General features: G+C 41.2%; 18 protein-coding genes. 13 read left to right on the top strand and 5 right to left on the bottom strand.

What is annotated here, in order from left to right:
• Positions 1 to 342: 342 nt before the first annotated feature.
• The 6 genes from SFU91_02425 to SFU91_02400 all read left to right on the top strand — a co-directional run bounded on the left by SFU91_02425 (position 343) and on the right by SFU91_02400 (position 5,637).
• Positions 343 to 1,578, top strand: coding sequence for a TRC40/GET3/ArsA family transport-energizing ATPase (locus tag SFU91_02425; GenBank protein ID MDX2127875.1), 1,236 nt, complete (start codon positions 343 to 345; stop codon positions 1,576 to 1,578).
• A 114-nt stretch (positions 1,579 to 1,692) separates the two neighbouring features.
• The gene (locus SFU91_02420) at positions 1,693 to 2,136 is read left to right on the top strand and encodes a chlorosome protein C (protein MDX2127874.1); all 444 of its coding nucleotides are present in this window, start codon (positions 1,693 to 1,695) and stop codon (positions 2,134 to 2,136) included.
• Between the two features lie 198 nt (positions 2,137 to 2,334).
• Complete coding sequence (locus tag SFU91_02415) at positions 2,335 to 2,652, top strand: hypothetical protein (protein MDX2127873.1); 318 nt, start codon at positions 2,335 to 2,337, stop codon at positions 2,650 to 2,652.
• Between the two features lie 93 nt (positions 2,653 to 2,745).
• Positions 2,746 to 2,994, top strand: coding sequence for a bacteriochlorophyll c-binding family protein (locus SFU91_02410; protein MDX2127872.1), 249 nt, complete (start codon positions 2,746 to 2,748; stop codon positions 2,992 to 2,994).
• Between the two features lie 219 nt (positions 2,995 to 3,213).
• Positions 3,214 to 4,437 carry a hypothetical protein gene (locus tag SFU91_02405; protein ID MDX2127871.1) on the top strand — a complete coding sequence of 408 codons (1,224 nt, stop codon included), beginning with the start codon at positions 3,214 to 3,216 and terminating at the stop codon, positions 4,435 to 4,437.
• Between the two features lie 48 nt (positions 4,438 to 4,485).
• Positions 4,486 to 5,637, top strand: a complete 1,152-nt coding sequence (locus tag SFU91_02400; GenBank protein ID MDX2127870.1) for an ArsA family ATPase — start codon at positions 4,486 to 4,488, stop codon at positions 5,635 to 5,637.
• Positions 5,638 to 5,652: 15 nt separating this feature from the next.
• On the opposite strand, the gene SFU91_02395 is transcribed toward SFU91_02400, so the two are convergent.
• Positions 5,653 to 6,777 carry a response regulator gene (locus tag SFU91_02395; protein ID MDX2127869.1) on the bottom strand — a complete coding sequence of 375 codons (1,125 nt, stop codon included), beginning with the start codon at positions 6,775 to 6,777 and terminating at the stop codon, positions 5,653 to 5,655.
• Between the two features lie 192 nt (positions 6,778 to 6,969).
• Here SFU91_02395 and SFU91_02390 point away from each other — a divergent pair, with 192 nt between their 5' ends.
• Positions 6,970 to 8,841, top strand: coding sequence for a DUF5939 domain-containing protein (locus SFU91_02390; GenBank protein ID MDX2127868.1), 1,872 nt, complete (start codon positions 6,970 to 6,972; stop codon positions 8,839 to 8,841).
• Between the two features lie 29 nt (positions 8,842 to 8,870).
• On the top strand, positions 8,871 to 10,133 hold the full coding sequence (locus SFU91_02385) for a hypothetical protein (protein ID MDX2127867.1): 1,263 nt from the start codon (positions 8,871 to 8,873) through the stop codon (positions 10,131 to 10,133).
• Here SFU91_02385 and SFU91_02380 read toward each other — a convergent pair whose 3' ends face one another.
• Positions 10,134 to 11,135 carry a LysR substrate-binding domain-containing protein gene (locus tag SFU91_02380; GenBank protein MDX2127866.1) on the bottom strand — a complete coding sequence of 334 codons (1,002 nt, stop codon included), beginning with the start codon at positions 11,133 to 11,135 and terminating at the stop codon, positions 10,134 to 10,136. It lies immediately after the preceding gene.
• Between the two features lie 210 nt (positions 11,136 to 11,345).
• On the opposite strand from SFU91_02380, the gene SFU91_02375 reads away from it, so the two are divergent.
• Both SFU91_02375 and SFU91_02370 read left to right on the top strand, forming a co-directional pair.
• Positions 11,346 to 11,831 carry a rubrerythrin family protein gene (locus tag SFU91_02375; GenBank protein ID MDX2127865.1) on the top strand — a complete coding sequence of 162 codons (486 nt, stop codon included), beginning with the start codon at positions 11,346 to 11,348 and terminating at the stop codon, positions 11,829 to 11,831.
• Between the two features lie 132 nt (positions 11,832 to 11,963).
• On the top strand, positions 11,964 to 13,796 hold the full coding sequence (locus SFU91_02370; GenBank protein ID MDX2127864.1) for a DUF2779 domain-containing protein: 1,833 nt from the start codon (positions 11,964 to 11,966) through the stop codon (positions 13,794 to 13,796).
• Positions 13,797 to 13,853: 57 nt separating this feature from the next.
• Here SFU91_02370 and purM read toward each other — a convergent pair whose 3' ends face one another.
• Genes purM through lysC form a run of 3 tightly spaced genes read right to left on the bottom strand, consistent with a single transcriptional unit; the run spans position 13,854 to position 16,674 of the window.
• Positions 13,854 to 14,858, bottom strand: a complete 1,005-nt coding sequence (purM, locus tag SFU91_02365) for a phosphoribosylformylglycinamidine cyclo-ligase (GenBank protein ID MDX2127863.1) — start codon at positions 14,856 to 14,858, stop codon at positions 13,854 to 13,856.
• 14 nt (positions 14,859 to 14,872) lie between these two features.
• Positions 14,873 to 15,235, bottom strand: a complete 363-nt coding sequence (locus SFU91_02360) for a hypothetical protein (GenBank protein MDX2127862.1) — start codon at positions 15,233 to 15,235, stop codon at positions 14,873 to 14,875.
• A gap of 38 nt (positions 15,236 to 15,273) precedes the next feature.
• A complete protein-coding gene (gene lysC, locus SFU91_02355; protein MDX2127861.1) occupies positions 15,274 to 16,674 on the bottom strand; it encodes a lysine-sensitive aspartokinase 3 in 1,401 nt (466 codons plus the stop codon).
• Between the two features lie 211 nt (positions 16,675 to 16,885).
• Between lysC and sppA the strand changes: the two genes are divergently transcribed.
• From sppA to SFU91_02340, 3 genes are all read left to right on the top strand, one after another.
• Positions 16,886 to 18,688 carry a signal peptide peptidase SppA gene (gene sppA / locus SFU91_02350; GenBank protein MDX2127860.1) on the top strand — a complete coding sequence of 601 codons (1,803 nt, stop codon included), beginning with the start codon at positions 16,886 to 16,888 and terminating at the stop codon, positions 18,686 to 18,688.
• A gap of 202 nt (positions 18,689 to 18,890) precedes the next feature.
• Positions 18,891 to 20,417, top strand: a complete 1,527-nt coding sequence (locus tag SFU91_02345; protein ID MDX2127859.1) for an alpha/beta hydrolase-fold protein — start codon at positions 18,891 to 18,893, stop codon at positions 20,415 to 20,417.
• Positions 20,418 to 20,520: 103 nt separating this feature from the next.
• On the top strand, positions 20,521 to 20,940 hold the full coding sequence (locus SFU91_02340; GenBank protein ID MDX2127858.1) for a hypothetical protein: 420 nt from the start codon (positions 20,521 to 20,523) through the stop codon (positions 20,938 to 20,940).
• The last annotated feature ends 257 nt before the right edge of the window (positions 20,941 to 21,197 follow it).

The raw sequence follows: 21,197 nt of genomic DNA, 5'->3' as shown, positions 1-21,197 counted from the left end.
ACCAAAAAGTACGAATTACGGGCGATATGGTCGATTTTGCCTCTTCATGTCCGAAAACCCCAATAGATACAAGGAATTACGGGCAATACAAAATAGGGTGACAAACAAAGAACGTGGTTTGAAATGTTTGTGCTCAGGCTTGGGGAAGGCTAACTTTATACCGAATTCAAAATGAAAATTGCTAAGGCAATCGTGTGTTGGTGGAGAAAGTCAAAATATTGAATTGTCAATCTCCTTCAATTTGAATCTGAGTAAATATCCGCGTCGCACCTCATGTTTTGGTTTTGACAAGAGGGGGAAGCATTTGATCACAAAAGAAACCTGAGAGGAAATACGCGAAGTATGCGCATTCTTACATTTACAGGCAAAGGCGGCGTCGGAAAGACAAGTATCGCAGCAGCAACAGCGCTAAGATTGTCGGAATTGGGATATCGGACACTTATCATGTCAACCGATCCGGCTCACAGCCTTTCCGATTCGATTGATGTTCAACTAAGTGGTGAAGTAAAAAAAGTAGCCGAGAATTTAGAGGCGATCGAGGTAAATCCTTACATCGACTTGAAAGAAAATTGGGAATTGGTTCAGAAATATTTCCTCAGGATGCTGATGGCACAAGGGATGCCGGCAGATTTAATGATGGATGAAATGACCATTCTCCCGGGTATGGAAGAGCTCTTTGCACTTATGAGAGTTAAGCGATACAAGTATTCGGGAAGGTATGATGCGGTGATACTTGATACCGCGCCAACAGGAGAAACGCTTCGTTTGCTTTCTTTACCTGAGATGTTAGGATGGGGGATGAAAGTCGCGAGAAATGTCGAAAAGTTCTTTATAAAGCCAATAGCAAGGCCGCTTTCAAAAATGTCGGATAAATTATCAAGTATGGTTCCCGATGAAGATGTGATGAAAGGGGTTGATAACATGTTCAATGATTTGGAAGGTGTCAAAGCCATTTTAACCGATGAAAAGAATGCTTCCGTAAGGCTTGTTATGAATGCCGAAAAAATGGTGATTAAGGAAACAATGCGTGCCCTGACCTACCTTAATCTTTACGGATTTAAGGTTGATATGGTCACAGTAAATAAACTCTTGAATTCTGAGCAAGACAGCGGATACTTAGAAAAGTGGAAAGGGGTTCAGAAAAAATACATCACTGAAATTGAAAATGCTTTTTCACCGATTCCCATTAAAAAAGTAAATCTTTATGATGAGGAAGTCATTGGTTTCAAAGCGTTATCAAAACTTGCAAGGGATGTTTATCAGGAAACCGATCCTGCGGCAATGATGTATGAAGAATCACCGATTCGATTTGAGCGAAAAGCAAATCTTTGTGAAGTTCATGTAAAATTGCCTTTTGCAGATGCAAGTGATATTCAAAGTTGGGTTTCTGGCGATGAGCTTTTTATTCAATTGGGGAATCAAAGAAAAATTGTGTCATTACCACTCGTTTTAGCAGGAGTTGAGCCGGGAAATGCGTCGTATAAAGAAAAATGGTTGACGATTCCCTTTGCAATCGGTCGGTCAGTGCAGCCGGCGGTAATCAATGGTCATTATCATGCCCTTGGAGCTCAGGCATGAGAGTAACTAATAAGGCTGAAAAAGGTGTGTAGTATCAAACAGCAGTATCAATTTAGATCTTTAAAAACAACAACGGTGCGTGAAGTCGCACAATTAAAGGCAGAGGAGGCCGTTATGACAGAATCATATGAAACACTACGGAAAGAATTCAAGGCGATGGCGCTTGGCGATCGAATGGCGTTTTTAGCAGAAGCGGCCATCTTGACGGGTCAATCAGCGATTGTCGGTACTTTAAATCTCATTGGCGATGTGGTTGAAGGCGTTACTTCAGCGACAGAAAACCTTACCAAGAGTGTCGGAATAACCGGCGGAGATGGACAAAGTCCGGCAGCACAAACGGTTAATCGTGTCGTGATTACCGTAAAAGATGCGGGTAAAGCAGCAGGCACAGTAATGAAGGATGTCGCAAAAACGGTTGATACCGCAACAGCTGATGTCGCTAAAGGAGTGAGCGAAGCTGCGGCTAAGGCTGTTGAAGTTGTCAATGATGTTGCAAGTGCGGCACAAAAAGCGGTAAAACCTACAACCGGCTCAGCGACACCTGAAAAAGGTAATTAATTCAATTTTTTTGATTGTTCTTTTTTTTAAGAGCGTGCTTAATTGCTTTGACAAAGGAAGCACCAGCATTTTGAAGCGGGAGCAAACCGTTTGGCACAAGACACTTTGTTTCCGCTTCAATTGCAAATGAATACTGATTGATGTCAAGCGAAGAGTAATAAAGAAGTTAAGTTTTTAGAGGATAAAACGAGAGGTACAATGGATAATCAAAATTTGGGCAAAGAATTCAGGAAACTTGAAATTACTGAACAGGCCACGTTTTTCGTTTTAGGTGCAATTGATACCGTGTTTCATACACTGACCAATACCTTTGGTGCCGTTTCAGATGTTTCAAATGAATTTGCTGATTTTACAAGGCCCGGCGCGAGTGAAAAGCTCGGTGCCAAATCGCTCGATGCTATTTTGGGGCTCAATGTTAGAACAGATAAAGTTGTTCGTAAAGATTCTGAAACAGAAGCTGCTAAAGCACCAACAACAATATCAATTAAACCAAAACCTGCACCAAAAGCAGAGTAGCGGAATCAATTTTTTAGTAGTGCCAAACGGGGCGCACATTTGCAACCTGTTTGTTTTCAATTATTCTTTAACTCATAATCTTAGGAGGTTATTATGGCAGCAGGTGGCGGCGTAATTACAGATGTTTTAGTTAGCATCGGACGCATCTCGGAATACATGTTTGAAGGTCACTGGTACACAGGGGGAATGATTTTTGATTCTCTCGCAAAGGGTACAATGCGCCTCAATCAAAATCTTTATGGTGGTTTGACAGGCGGCGGCTCAGGTCTTCGCGGTTCATCACCAACAGCAAGCAGCACAGCCGCACGCGATAAAGAAATCGAAGCGCGCTTCGGAAAGTAAACGACTTTCGTTTGTACTGCATTTTTCGTAGCCGCATCACTTTGGAGTGATGTTGTAATACTCATCCTTCAAGAGATGCGGCAAGCGTTATGAGTTCGATTGATTGGCTTTTACGAACATTGATTTGCCCTTCATTGATTTTGAAGTGTGCCATTAAGTTTTAACCATAATTAGAAGTGGCGTGCTTCGGCCTGCCACCGTTTGCGAGGAGTAAGGAGTATGAATGCGGTAAGTCTTTACGCAGCGAAGCACACGGATGCGGCTCACATCAGCGAGTTCTTTTCAAAAAAACTATTGGCTGAGGGAGAAGAAGCCCTTGCCGTTTTTGACGGCGTTTTTTATGAAGCCAAAAATGAACGCGTTGGAGGAGTTGCCTTTCATGATTATCTGATTTTTTCTTCCAAATCAATTTATATCTGGGCAAGAGGAATCAATAAAGATTACCTTGACCGATTCCCGCTTGGTTCTGTTTCCTTCAAATCGAAAGTAAAAGATCGGGATTTTTCTGTTCTCGATATTTCAATCACCCGAGAAGGTAAACCGCCCATTGTACTCATTTTTGATCTTATTCCAACTCCAGAAACAGAAATGCTGATTCGCCTGCATTATGAATTGGAATCTGCATTAGAATCGTATTATGGAGGAGTTCACCTTACAGAAATTTCAGATGAAGCCGCTTTGAATTTGATTTCATCGGCAAAAGAAATATTACCACAACGAGAAATTCCGATTTTCGCAGCGACCGAAACTGACGATGCAGGGTTTCCATTCTTTCCATTTTCAAATCCATTAACACCGCACAATCCAAGTAGCCCAAAAATATATGGAGATACATTGCTTGAAAGACTACGCTATATGCGAAGTGCCGGTGTTGATCCAAAACCTACCGGTCAAACTCCGCCTGACCCATTTGCAGAAGCCCAGCAAGGGCGAAATCCATTTCAACAATTTTATTCACCCGGCGCTCACGCAATGGGAAACTTGGATATGGTTTCCCTAAAACGAGCAGAAGCAATAACAAAAGATTTACTGAATAATATTCCTGAAGAATATCGAAATCAAGCAAAGGAAGATCTTGAGAAACTCCCTGAAAGATTTTCAACAACACTTTCCACCCTGAATGAAATTGTAAAAAACGTGGCTCAAAATCCAGAGGCTCAAAATTTTATCATTCAAACCGTGGCGACAGCTGTAAAAAACGATGGAATTTTAGGCGCTTTTGTTAAGGCAATGACGACTTATCAGAATCTTCCAAATTCAAGATCGAACGGAAATCCTCAATCGAATCATGCCAATGCTGAATTTGATTCCACAAATAGTGGTCAAAATCAAACACCCCGTGAGGCAGAAGAGAGAAATGATATGAATGAAGCAAAAGAAAACCAAGATGCAAAAGAGGCTTATGTAAAAGCGCATAAGAGAATTAAAATTAATATTGATTAACCGGCAAAGGCCGATTATGTTTCAAAAGGGGTGCAGGGCACCGGTACGATGCGAATAATAATTTATCTCGGGAAAGGCGGCGTTGGTAAAACGACGGTTTCAGCAGCAACAGCGGCAAAAATTGCAAATTCAGGAAAACGCGTATTGATTATGAGTACCGATATCGCTCATAGTCTTGGAGATGCATTTGGCGCAGAACTTAGTGACTCGCCACGCGAAGTGTTTCCAAATCTTTTTGCGATGGAAATCAATGTGCTTGCCGAGATCAGAAATCATTGGTCATTATTACATGATTATTTTTCGTCGATGCTGATGAACGAGGGTGCAAGCGAGGTTGTCGCTGATGAACTTGCCATTATTCCGGGAATGGAAGAAATGATGAGCTTAAAGCACATTTGGGAGGCGTCGAAGTCCGGCAAGTATGATGTCATAATTGTTGATGCAGCGCCAACGGGCGAAACAATGCGTCTTCTCGCGATGCCCGATTCTTACCAATGGTACACCAAGAAAATCGCATCGTGGCACACGCGGGTCATCAGCTTTGCAATGCCCTTGATTGAAAAGCTTATGCCAAAGAAAAATGTCTTTAAGTTGATGCCCGAAATTGGCGAGCAAATCAAAGAGTTACACGGTTACTTGTTAGACCCAAAGGTCACGTCCTATCGCATTGTGGTGAATCCAGAAAATATGGTTATTCGCGAGGCACTGAGAGCACAAACTTATCTCAACCTTTTTGGCTATACACTTGATGCCGTAGTGGTTAATAAAATATTCCCTGAAGGAGCGCTTTCAAAGTCGATGAAAGGCCTTTTTGAGCAGCAGCAAAGATACTTAAAGCAAATTGACCAATTCTTTTATCCACTTCCTATTTTCAAGGTAAAGCATTTTGAAAATGAAGTCATTGGGAATATTTCACTATCCAAAATGGGCGAATCGCTCTTTCAAACTGAACTCCCGGAGGAAATCCTGTATAACGATTTCAAAACACATACTATCGAGAAGAGCAATGGGAAGTATTTGTTAAAACTTTACTTACCAAATGTTGAAATTGATCATGTACAGATGAATGTCAAAGGTGATGAATTGCTGATAGAGGTGAATAACTTCAGAAAAAATATCGTGCTTCCGAATGTCCTTGTTGGTCGAAAAACAGATTACGCTGCCTACGAAAATGGAAGGTTGAATGTTTTTTTCTGTTAGAAGAATGAAACTGATTTAAGGGTGATAAATTGGAAATTCTACAGTGAAGGTTGCGCCCTTCCCAACACCCGCGGAGGTAGCCCATATTTTTCCACCTTGAAGCTCTACAAGCTGTTTGGCGATTGAAAGGCCAATCCCATTCGAAGACTCACCGCCTGTAGGCTTTGCTGAAAGCCGCTGAAATTTTTTGAATAAGTTTTTCATGTCTTCTTCTGAAATTCCCGGCCCTTCGTCTGTCACTTCCAAACGCACAATTTCTCCAATGGAATAAACGCGAACTGAAATTGTTGAACCAATTGGTGAATAGATAATTGCATTTGAAATAAGTTGATTCACAATTTCTTGAAGCCTGATCTCATCGCCTTTCACAAGCACACTTTGATCGGCATGAAAGAGAAATTTTTGCTTTTTTTCAGTTGCACGATGAAGAGCGATGCCGACATTGAATTTCACAAGTTCTCCAAGCCCGATAGGCCTTTGTGCAAAGATGAGTTTCCCACTTTCAATGGCTTCCGAATTAAGAACCTCTCGAATAATATGATTCATGCGGTTGGCTAAGTCTTGAATAATTCTGAGGTATTGAGCGTGCTGCTCCGCGGTTGGGCGTCCGGAAAGCATTGTGTCAGAAAACTGAATGATACTCCCCAAAGGATCACTTAAATCATTGGCTGCAATGGCCATCAAATGTGTTTTAAGGGTACTAACTTCCTCCAACTTCTTATTTAGTATCTCAAGTTCTGAATTTTTTTTGAGTAATTCATTTTGAGCGGCTCTTAACGCAAGCATATTTCGTGCGCGAGCGATAAATTCTGTGCCATCAATTGGCTTGTTGAGAAAATCATTTGCGCCCATTTCAAGAGCTTTGTACCGAAGTTCTTGTTGACTTTCGGCCGTAATCATGATGATTGGTACAGATTCTTTTCCGGGTAACGAGCGAAATTCGGTCATGAAGTCGGTTCCAAACATTTCAGGCATCTGGTAGTCTGTGAGAATTAAATCAACAGATTCTGTCTTGCAATATTGAAGTGCTTCAAGAGGATTCAGGAAGGCGATAATTTCCGTTTCAGGAAGTTTGCCGGCGTGTCGCTTCAAAACATCTAGATTTATCGGTTGGTCATCAACTATGACAATTTTCATCATTCTCTCGTGTTGAATGGTCATTGGTGTTAAAAGCACAATACTGAATGTTCCTCAAAACAATAGGAAAATAATAAAAAGTGAGCCGTTGCATCTCAAATGAAAAAACAAACTTTAGACGAGAAGTCACAGATTTTCTCTTAAGAGTGTCTTAAATTTAAGGTCAAAGCGATATTACAACCCTTTTCTGCCGCAATGACAGACAAATGTTCAATACCTGATCTACCGGAAATTCAAAAGCTCCGTTCAGAAGCGCTGTCATTACAAGGAATGGCAGAACTTCGCCACGCGCCCGAAGAACTTTGGACATACCTTTCGAATACGGAAATTCTTTTCAAAAAAATTGGCTTTGGAAAACAAAAAATTGATCGTCTTTTTGATTCCATTAAAGGGAATGCTTTGTACATCGAAACAGAGCGTGATTCCGAAATCACCGATTCCAAAGAAACATTTATAGAATTGCCTTTTGAGTGGGTTGCGCCAGAGTATTTATTCTGTGAACGCTTTTATCTCACCGGCGCATTTCAATACTACGCGTTGAAACTAAAAGCAGAGCTCAGTCAAACAGGGGGAACGTTGCTTACCATTGAAGTTCGATATTTACCACGCGATGAAAACTTTTCTGCAATGGTCTTTGCAAATGAAGACATTGAAAGATTGATTGCAGAACTAAAGCGAATCGATGAGGCTATTCGCCGAACAGAAGTATTAGGTTATGAAAGCTTTATGGCAGAAGAAAAGACATTCGGCGCTGAAATCGATTCCTTAGCAAAAACTTGGAAACATTTGGCTCCAGATACGGCACTTCCGGAAAAAATTTCTGAATACATTTACACCGCGCCCGACCGTTACATAAGGCGCATGCGACCAATTCCACTCAGCTATTTCAGCCGTTCAACACCAAGCGAAGTTTTGCGCTTTTTAATTAAAGCATCAAGAGAAGGGTACCTGAAAAAAAACTGGGATATCATATGCCCCGTTTGCAAAAGCCAAGTTCAGCGCTATGAACGACTTGCGGAGATTCCAACTCAACACCATTGCTCGGTATGCAAAACGGAGTTTACTCCCGAATTTGATAAGAATATTGAAATCACTTTTTCACCCAATATCAAATATCGATCCTCTGATGAAGGTCAATACTCAGCCGGAAGCCCATCTCATTTCAATCACCTTTCTTCACAGTTGATGATTGAACCAGCCCATCATCGTTCGCAACAGATGGCGATGAGTGAAGGCTTTTATCACATTTCCTCATCAATTACTTCGGGGACTGTACAATTTGAAATTTCAAAAGACACAGGTTCAAATGAGTTGGTGATTCACCTTGGTCAAGAGCTATCGGTTACCGGAAGCTTAGCCCAAGAGCCCGTGTTTCAACTGACAGTTCAAAATCCTAAGCCGTTTCGTGCAACTCTCACCTTCGAGACTTTAGGTAAAATACGAACATCGACATCCGCTTATTCAGCAACAGCTTTTCCTGATTTCTTTGATCATTTCCCTGAGGATGTCATGCACCCCTCTGTGAATTTTCAGATTCATGAAGCAGTCTTTCTTTCAGCGGCGCTATTAAATCCAATAGAGTTGCTTGAAGAATTTGGAGACCTTCCCGTAAGAGAAATTTACAAAGAAGCTGAAGCGTTACTTTCAAAATGCGCACGTACTTATGAAGGCCGTATCTGCCATAGTGGCACATTCGATTTTGCAATCACATTTCCTAAACAAGAAATGGCACTCAAAGCAGGTGTTGAAGTTTTGCAATTGCTTCGGGTTAGAAATATGAGAAATCCACACAAGCCCCTTCGATTGCGTTTAGGATTATACTCGGGTAAGGTTTTGGTTTCTTCTCCAAACGGAAAGTTAAATTTCTTTGGTTCTGCGCTTGCACTTGCACAAGCCGTTATGGCGAAAAGTCAGGGCGATGATTTGGTTAGTTCCAAGAAATTTTTCAGTTCAAAAGAAGTTGTTGATTTTATTCGATCAGAGCGAGTAGCTATTACAACTTTTGATTTTGAACTGAATCGTCTCAAAATTCCTCTTTACCGAGTGAAACTCATCCCTTTTGCTTAAGTAAAATGAGTTTCAAGTTGAATAAAAAAATGAAAAAAATCCTTATCAATCTTTCAATCGGAATCATTCTTCTCAGCAACAGTCTTGTAGGGAAAACAGCTGACCCTCGAGTCACTTTAGAAAAGCCAAAAGGTAACCCGCAGGTCGTTGTTCATTTCTATCAAGTTAGAGTATTGATTCAACCGCCAAACCTTGAAGGCATTGTATTTCAAAGGGAACTCAATGACCCAAATTTTGAGGCAATGATTTCTACAATTTCTTCTCGCTTAGAAAGCGTTCATAAGGTGCTTCATCGAGTGGCCGATTCGCTTCGCTTGTCGGAATGGTGGCGATTTCAACTTTATTTGCAGGCAGCAAAATCTATTGAAGTCAATGACGAAAGGGTATCACATGTTCTTCTGGCTTTGCTTGAAAAGACACCCTTCAACGCGACTTTAGTGCAAGAAAGTACCAACCAAAAAAATATTCGTTCACTTGCGCTTGCTATAAAAGAAAAGCTCTTCTTTGCATCGAATCTTGAGTACATGAATTCTTACTTTTACCTGATCGATATAAAAAGTGGAAAATTTCATACCCTCTCTTCTACACAAGTTGAAATGCTTCCGATTTCACAAGAGAAGATGAATCGGAAACGACCGATGGATTTGAGAGTGACCGACATGCCGGACTTTGGCGGGGCGACAATAAAAAAAGAATGGATTTGGCGTTCAGGTGGGAAACTGTATGCTTTGAAAGGGGAAATCAGTCAATTAAAAATGGCTTTTTACGCCGCATATCCTCAGCGAGATTTACCGACATATTTTGACATGATCTTTGGCGAATCCCTCTTTTCACTCGCCGATTCCCTCGCATCAATTATCCAAAAAGAAAAAAAAAGCAGCATTGAAGCGCTACAATTTTTGCACGATTTTGTGACTTATGCCTTACCATATAAAGAGGATAAGGCAACAGAACGAGGTGAACACTGTAGCTTTGCCGAGGAAACTTTATTTGATGAATATAGTGACTGCGAAGACCGCACTATCCTACTTGCTCTTCTCTACAAGAAAATTCTCAAAATTCGCCCCATCATTTTGGAATACAAAGATCATGTTTCGCTCGCAATCCCCATATCTAAAGCAGATCTTGAGCAATTCACGATTGCGAAAGAAAAAAATAATAAAATGACCCTATTGAAATTTGAATCAAAAGACTATCTCCCTATTGATCCTTCCTTTTTTAATTCTACTATCGGAGAAATAAACCCACTTTTTTCTAAACGAAAAACCGAGAGAATATTTTTCGTTCCTTAGTTATAAAAGTGCTTCATTTAAAATCGGCTCTATTCGGTTTGTCCCTTCACGACTTAAAAGTTGCTTTGGAACCGTTTTCTTGATTTCAGCGCCAAGTAAATCAATGATATGCTTTTTCAAAACTGAACGTGAATGAACAATAGAGATTTCACGAATCGGTGTAGGTAGATCAAAATGCCTTAGACTTGGATGATCTTTCCTTTCTAAGTCAAGTGCTTTGAGATAGGGGAGCAAGGTCATCCCAAACCCTTGATCCACTAATTTTTTGAGGGTATCAAAATTTCCACTTTCAAATCGAAAGGATTGTGAGGCATGATTACTCTTATCATTCCCCTTATCATGATTTTTTTCGGGAGTTGAAAAACGGCATAGTTTAATTAACTGATTTCTAAAACAATGACCTTCATTGAGCAGAAGCAAATCGTGGCTATCAAGATCATCAATCGAAATCTTTTTTTTCTTAGCTAAGCGATGTGTCTGGGGTAGATACGCGACAAAAGGTTCATAGAATAATGGAATCTCTCCGATTCCTACCTCCGAAAGCGGCGTGGCCAAAAGCCCTGCATCAAGCGTATCCTTGCGAAGCCGCTCCACAATCACATGCGTTTGCAATTCTTCAATGACCAACTCTACCTTTGGATATTTGTGTGTGAAGTTTTTTAAGAAAAGGGGTAGAAGACTCGGCGCAAGTGTTGGAATAATACCAAGCCTGAATTCTCCTTCAATAGCCCCCTGATTGACTCGAATGAGCTCAGGTAACTTTTGTGACTCTTTAAGAATCACGCGAGATTGATCCAAGATAACTCGACCGATTCCGGTAGGCTCAACCGGCTGTTTACTCCGATCGAAAATCATCACTCCAAGCTCCCGCTCAAGCTTCTGAATCTGCATCGAAAGTGTCGGCTGCGTAATAAATACACTATCGGCAGCCTTGGCAAAATTTCTGTGGGTATCGACAGCGACAATATAGGAGAGCTGTGTAAGCGTAATGTTGAGCGACATACATCCCGAAGGTTAGTAGTGAAAAAATAGGATATTGATAAATACTATCGGTAAATAAAAACAATCGATTTCATTTATTGAATCTACTCTTGTAGGTTTGTCGTGTAGTGATTGACAAAACTTATTGAAAATAGAAATCAATTGGTTTTGAATATAAGAATCTCAACCGCTTTTTTTATTAACAACGAACTAAAAATTAAAGGAGACTTTATGACCATTCAAGGAACAGAAACACGGAAAAATCTCGAAGCTGCATTTGCAGGGGAAGCAATGGCCTTTCGCCGCTATCTCTACTTCGGAGAAATTGCCCGAGAACTTGGCAGCGAAGAAGTGGCGGAAGTATTTGAAAAAACCGCTCGCGATGAATTCGGCCACGCCGTCGCGCATTTGCAATTGCTTTACCCGAAGTATTTGCTTACGGTTGAAAAACTTTTGGAAATTGCAGCTGAAGGTGAGCTTTACGAAACCAACATAATGTACCCACAATTTGAGGCGACGGCGCTTCGCGAGGGGAATTTGGATGCCGTAGAGGAATTCCGTGAGCAGCAAAAGGAATCGCTCGAGCATGCAGAAATCTTTAAGGCAGCAGCAAAACGCTTCAAGTCGTTTAAGAAAGTGGAGAAGGCGCACGCCGATCATTATTTGCAAACGCTTGAAAAGTATCGTAAAGAAAAGGCTGCCGAAGTAACTGTATAAGCACGCGCAAAAAGAGTTGTTACTTTGATTGATGATGCCAAAGGCCGCACACCGCAATGGGTGCGGTTTTTGGTTTTAAATCAAAGGGCCGAATTATATTTGATTTTCTAAATCACGAAATGCCGCCCAACGATGTACTTATCAAAATCTGATTTTAAGCTTGCGCAAAGCTGCGCTACGAAACTCTTTTATGCTAAAAAAAATTACCCGAATGAGCGTGAATCAGATCCTCTTTTAGACAACTTGGCTGATGGCGGATTTTTAGTTGCCAAATTGGCGCAGCTTATGTTCCCCGAAGGCATTGAAATTAAAAGTGATCAGTCAATTTTGAACGCCCATCAAGTGACTCTAGAAATGCTTTTGAAAGAGGAAGTGACACTTTTTGAGCCACTCCTTATTGCAAACAGAAAACTCGCAAGGGTTGATATTCTTCGTAAAAGAGGAAATGAACTTGAATTAATTGAAGTTAAAGCGAAATCATTCGACGGCACTTTAGGCAATGAGCAGTTTTGGTCGGCAAAGAAAGATAAAATCGCTTCGGGTTGGGATGAATATCTCCGTGATATCGCCTTCCAAGTGATTATCGCCCGTGAGGCATTTCCGCAGATGAGCATTCGCGCGTTTCTGATGATGACGGATAAAACAAAGACAACTGGAATTGAGGGACTTGCTAAGCAATTTCAACTCAATGAAGTAGAACTCGATTCAGGAAGGAAAGGTTACAAAGTTGATTTTACAGGTAGCCTTGAAGCCATTCATCAAGATCAATTTCTTACTCGGATTGAAGTGACCAATGAAGTCGAATTCCTTATCCCATTGATTCGCAACGATATCGCGCAATACCTTGATAGTTTAGGAGAAAATGGTGAGATTAAGAAAATCGCAACGCCTATCGGAAGAGGCTGTAAAGGCTGCGAATTTTTTAGTGAGAATAAGGCTGAAAGCGGCTTTGATGAATGTTGGGGAGAGCTCGCAAAACCAACGCCACACTTTTTTGAGCTTTATTGGGGGCTTGATGACGAGAAAACCAATCAGCTCATTGAAACCAAATCAACCTCACTTTTTGATATTCCCCTCGATTGGCTCAAGAATAAAAAGGGCGATTTTGGATCGCGCGGCTTAAGACAAAAGATTCAAATTGAAAATACGAGATCAGGAAAAGTATGGATAGGTAATGGGCTTAAGCAAGAATTGCAACACATTCAATATCCCGTACACTTCATTGATTTCGAAACCTACCAATCGGCCTTGCCTTACCACCGAGGAATGCGTGCCTATGAGCGTATTGCATTTCAATGGAGTGTTCATACACTAAGTTCTCCTGATGCAGAACCCACACATTCCGAATTCCTCAATACTGAAGCGGTTTTTCCGAATTTCACATTTGCTGAAAGTCTGATGAAAAAGCTTGGAAATTCAGGAACGATCCTTATCTGGACACAATACGAAAACACGGTACTTCGCGCAATCTATCAACAGCTTCAAGATTATGCCGGAACCCTTCACATAGATGCCGCGCCGCTTTTGCAGTGGCTTGAATCAACAGCTAAGATCGAGGGTGTTTCTGATGGCAGAATGGTGGATATGAATAAACTTTGTTTCGATTATTTCTTTCATCCAATGATGAAAGGCTCAACATCCATCAAAGCCGTACTTCCCGCCGTTTGGAAAGATGGCGTTTTTCTTCACGAACTTTCTTGGCTTAAAAAATATGTGAAGGTTGAAAAAGGCGAGGTCTTAAGTCCCTACAAGGCACTTGAATCGATTGAAATTTTTGAGCGTGCAGAGCGGGTAGAAGAAGGAATGGGTGCAATGCGTGCTTACGAGGAAATGATTTACGGTCGTAGTGCTGCCCATCCCGAAAAGAAGCAAAAGTGGGAACAATTGCTTTTGGAATATTGCAAGCTTGATACATTGGCAATGGTCATCATTTGGAAGTATTGGCTGAATAAATGCGGGACATGAGAAAAAAAGCCGCTTCTTAGAAGCGGCTTGTCATAAGTCCATTTTGAGATAAGAGAATTAGGCAGCGGTGTTTACCACTTTTCCAATGACTCGAAACTTTTCGCCCATCAAACGAAGATGCTCGGAAATAGTGGGTAGGAAGGAATCGGAAGTGACAATTACCAGCCCAACGCCCAAATTAAATGTTCGCTGCATATCACTCTCCGGAACATTGCCCAAAGATTGAATTAACTTGAAAATTTCGGGGCGCTCCCACGCGTTCCAATCTACAGCAAGTGAAAGTCCTTTGGGAATAATGCGCATTGTATTTCCCACGAGTCCGCCGCCGGTGATATGAGAAAGGCCTTTGATTCCAAAGCGGGATGAATCGGAGAGCATTGGATAGATGGTTTTGTAATAGGAGCGGTGTGGGGTAAGCAAAACATCGCCAATGGTGTGAGTGGCATTTGGCATTGGTTCGTGATACTTACCTTGAAGCACTTTTCGGGCAAGTGAATAGCCGTTCGTATGAAGCCCGTTGCTATCAACCCCAATGAGAATATCTCCGGCAGTAATAGACTTTCCGTCTAAAATTTTTGCTTTATCCACCACACCGACAATCGTTCCGGCTAAGTCAAAATCGGTGCCGGAATAGACGCCCGGCATTTCAGCCGTTTCTCCGCCGATGAGTGCGCAGCCATTTTCTTCGCAGGCTTTTACCATTCCACCAATGACAGCAACGGCGTTATCGGGTTGTAGCTTTCCGGTTGCGTAGTAATCGAGGAAGTAAAGTGGTTTTGCACCGCAAACAAGAATATCGTTCACACAATGATTCACAAGGCATTGCCCAACGGTATCGTAGTGCCCCAATTCAGCGGCAATTTTGAGCTTTGTTCCAACACCATCAACACTGCTGACTAAAACGGGCTTTTCGAATCCGGTCGTATCTAATTCAAAGAATGCGCCAAAAGCGCCGATATCACTCACAACGCCTTTGGTGAAGGTTCGGCGAACGAGCGGTTTTATGCGATGAACAACTTCTTCACCGTTATCAATGTCAACGCCGGCTGTTTTGTAATCCATAAAATTTATATGAGTTAATGGTTGATTTCGCTCATTTGAATGTGCAAGACTTTATCGCGCAATTGTGGTGTAAGGTAACCAAGTTCAATGAGTAAATCGCCCAAATAACCTTTTGATTTTGCTTGGACTTCAGCCGCTTTATCCAATTCAATTTGCGTTACAATACCCATTTCAATGGCACATTCTCCGAAACGCTTCCCGTGATGCTGCTTCTGATATTCGAACACGCGTTCTTGTTGATGATGGGTCATAAAGTGTAAATCCACAAGCACTCGACCCAAAAGCAATTGGCTCATTGACTGGTACGCCAACGCTTTATCCATTTGTTCTTGGGTTACGAAACCCTCTTCCAATAAAATTTCACCGAATTTTCGCATGACAGTTCAGTTTTTTGATTTTTCACAGTTTATGAGAATTATGCAAAGATGGCATTTTCGCGAATTGCAGAAAAGAATTCATCATGAAGAAGTCGCACCGCGGTATCGGCATCCTTTTCATCGACAACGAATCCGATATTGATTTCTGAAGCACCTTGAGAAATCATTTTCACATTGATGCTTGGCAAAGAAGAAAAAACACGTGAGGCAATACCCGGTGATTTTCGAATGCTATCTCCAACCACACAAACGATGGCAACACCACGGTCGATACTGACATCAGCGATTTTCTTCAATCTCTCAATAATCAGATCAAGATTTGTTGTTATGCCAATGGTTACGGAAATCGACACTTCGCTGGTAGAAATCATATCAATTGGGGTTTCATATTCAGCAAAAATTTCTGAAACCTTATAAAGAAAACCATACTCTCCGAGCATTGAGGTGGTGGTCAAGTTGATCATCGTTTGCCCCTTTTTACAAGCGATTGATTTTACGGTGCCTTCGTGGGAATCCACTTCATTGGAGATGCGAGTTCCTTCCGACTCCGGTCGTTTTGAATTCAAAACATATACCGGAATATTTTTTTGAATCGCAGGGCGAATTGTGGAAGGATGAAGAACTTTTGCGCCAAAATATGCAAGTTCGGCGGCCTCTGAAAAAGTCATCACTTTCAGGCGGCGTGCTCCCGCGACAACGCGTGGGTCGGTGGTTAATACACCATCGACATCAGTCCAAATTTGAATTGCATCGACACCAAGCGCAGCGCCAAATATCGCGGCTGAGTAATCAGAGCCACCTCGCCCTAAGGTTGTGGTTTTTCCTTGTTCTGTGGAGCCGATATAACCTTGGGAAAGCACTACCGTACCCCTTTTAAGCAAAGGATAAACTTTTTCTTGGATTTGTTTTTCAACAAGCGGCCAAAGTGGAACTGCTTTTCCAAAATTTGAATCGGTTTTGAGTAAATGGCGGGCATCAAGCCATTCAGTAAAAATACCATTTTGATTCAATGCTTCACCTAAAACGGTTGACGAAAGCAACTCCCCAAACGATGCAAAAGCATCTTCCAAACGTGGGGTTAATTCGCCAAGGTAAATGACTGCTCTAACCAACTGATCAAGTTCAGAGAGAAGCTTAATGATCTTTTCAGTAACAAGTGATTTTCGTGTTGGATCGGTAACTAAATTTTCAATGATTTTGAGGTGATGATCACGAATGATGCCAAATATTTTCAAGGCTTCGGATTCTTTGCCTGCGGCCGCTAATTTTGAAAGCTCAAAAAGCTTATTCGTAATTCCGGCGCATGCACTAATAATAACCATCGGTGCAGGAGAGCCCTCTTCTACAGAACGTTTTAAGGCGGTGTGAACAATTGAAGCAACTTTCGACATCGCAGATGCATCTTCAACCGATGTTCCGCCAAATTTCATAATGACCATAGTTCAAAAACCGAAATTTCTTCGATTAGCAATTTGAGTTAAAGATTTTCGATACATGCTTTTAAAAAAATGCAGCGCAAAGATAAAGGTTTCATTGGCATCTTGAAGAAGGATTTTTACAAACAAGTCTTAGAAGTTTGCGTTAAAGTCTGTTTAGGCTTAGATTCTAAGCCATTAAAGAAATATTGAACCTAACCTTGCTCACATTCAAATGTCAGATAAGAAAAGTAAACGAGGCAGATTTTGGCTTATCATTTTTGCTTTGCTTTTAGTTATAGGAATTATTGCAGTTGTTAAGTCAGGCAGCTCAACGGTTTCTGTGGCTGAAAAAACAGTTCTGTTTGCCGAGATTCGCGGTGAACTCAGCGAAATCTCTACGGAAGAGGCATTTCCACCATTTACTCCGGAAAATCCGGTCACGCATCAAGGGTTACTGAAGATGTTTCGCAAAGCCAAAAAGGATTCACGCATTCAACGAATCGTGTTAAAAATTGAAAATCCTTCTGCGCTATTTTCAAAACTCACTGAATTAAGAGAAGCGATTGAAGATTTTCGCACAACCGGAAGAGAAGTTTGGGCATATCTCTCAGTTGCTGATGACGCCGACTATTACCTTGCCTCAGCATGCAACAAAATCTTTATTCAACCTTATGGCATGTTGATGCTCGATGGACTTGTTTCTGAAAGACTTTACTACAAAAATACCCTTGAAAAAATCGGTGTTGAATTTGAAGCAGCTCGTCGAGGTAAATTTAAAAGCGCTGTTGAAACTTATGTAGGAACAGGGCTTTCAAACGAAGATAGAATTCAGAGAGAAGCTTACTTAAAACTCTTTGATAGTGCGATGGTTGCTGCGATCTCGTCATCACGGAAAATTTCAAAAGAGTCATTTCTTGAGATGCGAACAAATAAAGCGTGGCTTCGCGATGACGATGCCGTAGCGATGGGTTATGCTGATAGTGCCCTATTTTTTGATCAGTTAAAGGGCCTTCTAAAAAATGAATACAATGAATCACTTGAGTCAAAATTGTTCATTTCAAGAAAGAACTATGAAAATGTTTCGGTTGAAAGTGAGGATTTTGAAACCGAACAAGTGGCGGTGGTTTACATTATGGGAGGAATTGTCGATGGAAAGGGCGGAGCTGGAAATACAGGCGATGAGCCGATTGTAAAAGCCCTGAATGAAATTGCAAGAAATAGCGAAATCAAGGGTGTCTTGCTTCGAGTTGATAGCCCCGGGGGCTCAGCAGTTGCATCCGATAAAATAAAGTTGGCGATTGAGAATATTAAAAATCAAGGCAAGCCGGTTGTCGTCTCAATGTCGGATCTTGCCGCTTCTGGCGGGTATTGGGTGGCGATGAATGCCAATAAAATTGTTGCTTCCCCTTATACTATTACCGGCTCAATTGGGGTGTTTAGTATGAAGCCGAATATTCAAAAGCTGCAATCGATGATTGACCTTAAGCGCGATGTTATAACCACCTCAAAGTATGCCGATGGGTTTAATCTATTTCAAAAATTTTCACCTGAAATGATGGTTCGCTTTGATGCAATGGTGGATGGGATTTATCAACGGTTTTTAGCCAATGTCGCTGAAGGTCGAGGTAAGTCGATTGCAAGTATAGATTCCATTGCTCAAGGCAGGGTATGGACTGGGCTCGCCGCTAAGGAGATTGGACTTGTGGATGAACTCGGCGGGTTTTATAAAGCGCTCGAAGTTTTGAAAGAAGCAGCTGGTATTAATCCGGAAACAAAACTTGCGTTAGTTGAGTATCCCAAGCCAACAAGTATTTTCGAGACCATTTTTGAGGAGGAAGAGGATGTGGTATCAATCAAGGAAATTTTCTTTACCTCACTTCGAAAAAACCTTACAAAAGAAATTCTTTCTAGTTTATTTGGGCCAATCTATTCGGAGTCGGCAGCAAGTCATTTCGAGCACGCTGTGTATTTTCTAAAGGCCAATGCCTCGCTTATTCCTGTTGTGGCGTTGCCTTACGAAGAAACGATTCACTAACAGATTATCTTTTGAACGCAAATGAAATATCGCTCTTTAAAAAAAACTCGGGGCGATATTTCCTTTTTAAATCATCCTTTAAAAGTTAATCTTGTGTTTTAAGGTTTACCGAATCATATTCAATGAAGTATTTATGAAGTTCAGTTACCAATCACTCCAACCAAAATCAAATAGTCCCAACAAATGTGTTGCTCTTAAAACAATGAAATTGAGTTCCCTTTTCGTTTTGATTACTTCTTTTTGGTTTTCCCATCAAGTCATCCAAGCACAATATCCCGACAGTGCGAAATTTCAAACATTTTCTGAATTTAAATCTGCGCTGGTAACTGCCTCAAACAGCCCAACGGAACTCAATGTACTCTGGCAATTGCTTCTTAATTCTAGGCGCGTCCCTTTTGCCATCGGCGATTCCGTGGCATTTCTTTATCGCGGAAATTCAAGCTCTGTAAAGTGGAATGGCGATTTCAATAATTGGGGAGGTTCGAGCGGAGGAACTGGTGTCAAGATTGGAAACAACGATGTGTGGATTTGGGAAACCGTTTTCCCCAACGACGCACGGCTCGATTATAAAATCGTTCTCAATGGGAATAATTGGATACTAGATCCCAACAATCCAAACCAACAAATGAGCGGCTTTGGACCGAATTCGGAACTCCGAATGCCGCAATATGTTTCTCCAATTTTTGCATATCGAAAGCAAGGTGTCGCTCAAGGGCCACTCACTTCAAATCAACTCATTTCATCAAACAATCTGGGTTATTCACTTCATTACAGAGTTTATACACCCAATGGTTATAACACGCTTTCGAATCTTCCAGTCATTTATGTTACCGATGGTCAGGAGTACTCTCATGATCAAATGGGCAGTATGGTGATTACCTTGGATAACCTTATCGCTGAGGGTTCGATACGGCCGATTATTGCAGTCTTTATCAGCCCGGTAAATCCATCAAATTCAAGTCAAAACCGGCGGCAAAATGAATATCCGATGAATACCACTTATCTCAATTTTGTGAAAAATGAACTGGTTCCATTGATTGATACTAATTATAAAACCGCAAAGAGCCAAGACCAGCGTGCCATTTTGGGCACTTCGCTTGGCGGAATTTGTGCGGCTTTTTTTGGTGTAAGGGCATCACATACTTTTGGGTTGATAGGGATTCAATCACCTGCATTTTGGTACTCGCCCGGGATTTACACCGATTATCAAGACTCCGTGAAATTACCGCTCAAAGTTTACATGAGCTCCGGAACCATTAATGATACACGAGATCGGGCGCGGCAAATGCGTGACTTAATGCAACAAAAGGGCTACCCACTGCTTTACCGAGAAGTGAATGAAGGGCACTCGTGGGGAAACTGGCGGGCATTGATGAAAGAGATGTTGACGTTTTTTTTTCCACCGACCCCACTGAAGGTGAAGGAGGGAAAAACGCCTCAAAAAAAAAGTAAAAACTTTGGGTTAAAAAATTTTCCTAACCCGTTTAATCCAACCACACAAATTCAATTCAACTTGAAGGAACCATCGGATGTCACGCTCGAGATTTATGATGCTTTAGGAAAAAAAGTCACCACACTTCTGAAATCCAGTCACAATCAAGGAAATTATTCTATCCCGTTTGAAGCTGGTTCGTTGAAACTTTCGAGCGGTGTATATTTTTACAAACTGAAAGTGAATTCAAAAGCTGGTCTTTTTGAAGAAACGAATGCAATGATGCTCGTTAAGTGAAGAGATCCCTCAAAGATTCGATGATTCTATTTGAAGAAAAGGCTTCAAATAAATCGGTAAATTTGAAACTCAGGTAATTTCAAAAATATAGCGTAAGAAATTTATGGTTGATGTTCGTTCAAATGAATCTCCGGGAGAAAAGGCTTTTAACTTGCTTTCAAAATATCTTGATGAAAATGGGATTCGAGAGTTTGAAGAAATTTCAGTTGAAATGGAGTCAATTTTTGCAACGCATCCTTCCCCTTCGTTACAAACCGCTGAAAACATAATTGCAAGTTTTTTTCGCGCAAGAGGCGTGGATAATGATTTTTTGAATAAGTGGTTTAACGGTGCAAAGGCCCACGCCACAGGATATGGTATTGGCGCAGAAGGCTTGCCAATTGCAATGCTTGCGGATTTCGGGATGTTTCGCTTTTTAGAATTTCTGCGCGAAAAAGATGTCCCAGATGATGTCATTTTCCAAATTTTTTCAAGCGCGGCTCAAGGTGATGGCGAAGGAAAAATTTCTTTGTGGGGAATGTAATTTTTGAATTGAGCAGATTGAAAGAGTGGAATTTGACTCAAATTATTCTTAGTGATTTTCGCTCATCAAAAGGTTTTTTGGCTTGTGAAGCGGCCTGCAAACAAAAGCAAAAATTTATCTTTCTTTTCTCTTCAAAACTCGTGGTCAGAACACCGTTCAAAAAGCATGACTCATTTCTCTTCCTAAGGCACAGAGTCCAATACCAATCTTAAATCGCTCCTCAGGCAATTTCTCAAATAACTTTTTACGTTATCGTT

The organism is Chloroherpetonaceae bacterium, from assembly GCA_033763895.1.
Lineage (GTDB): Bacteria > Bacteroidota > Chlorobiia > Chlorobiales > Thermochlorobacteraceae > JANRJQ01.
The sequence above is the reverse complement of the archived record's forward strand: the minus strand, read 5'-3'. Positions and strand labels throughout refer to the sequence as shown.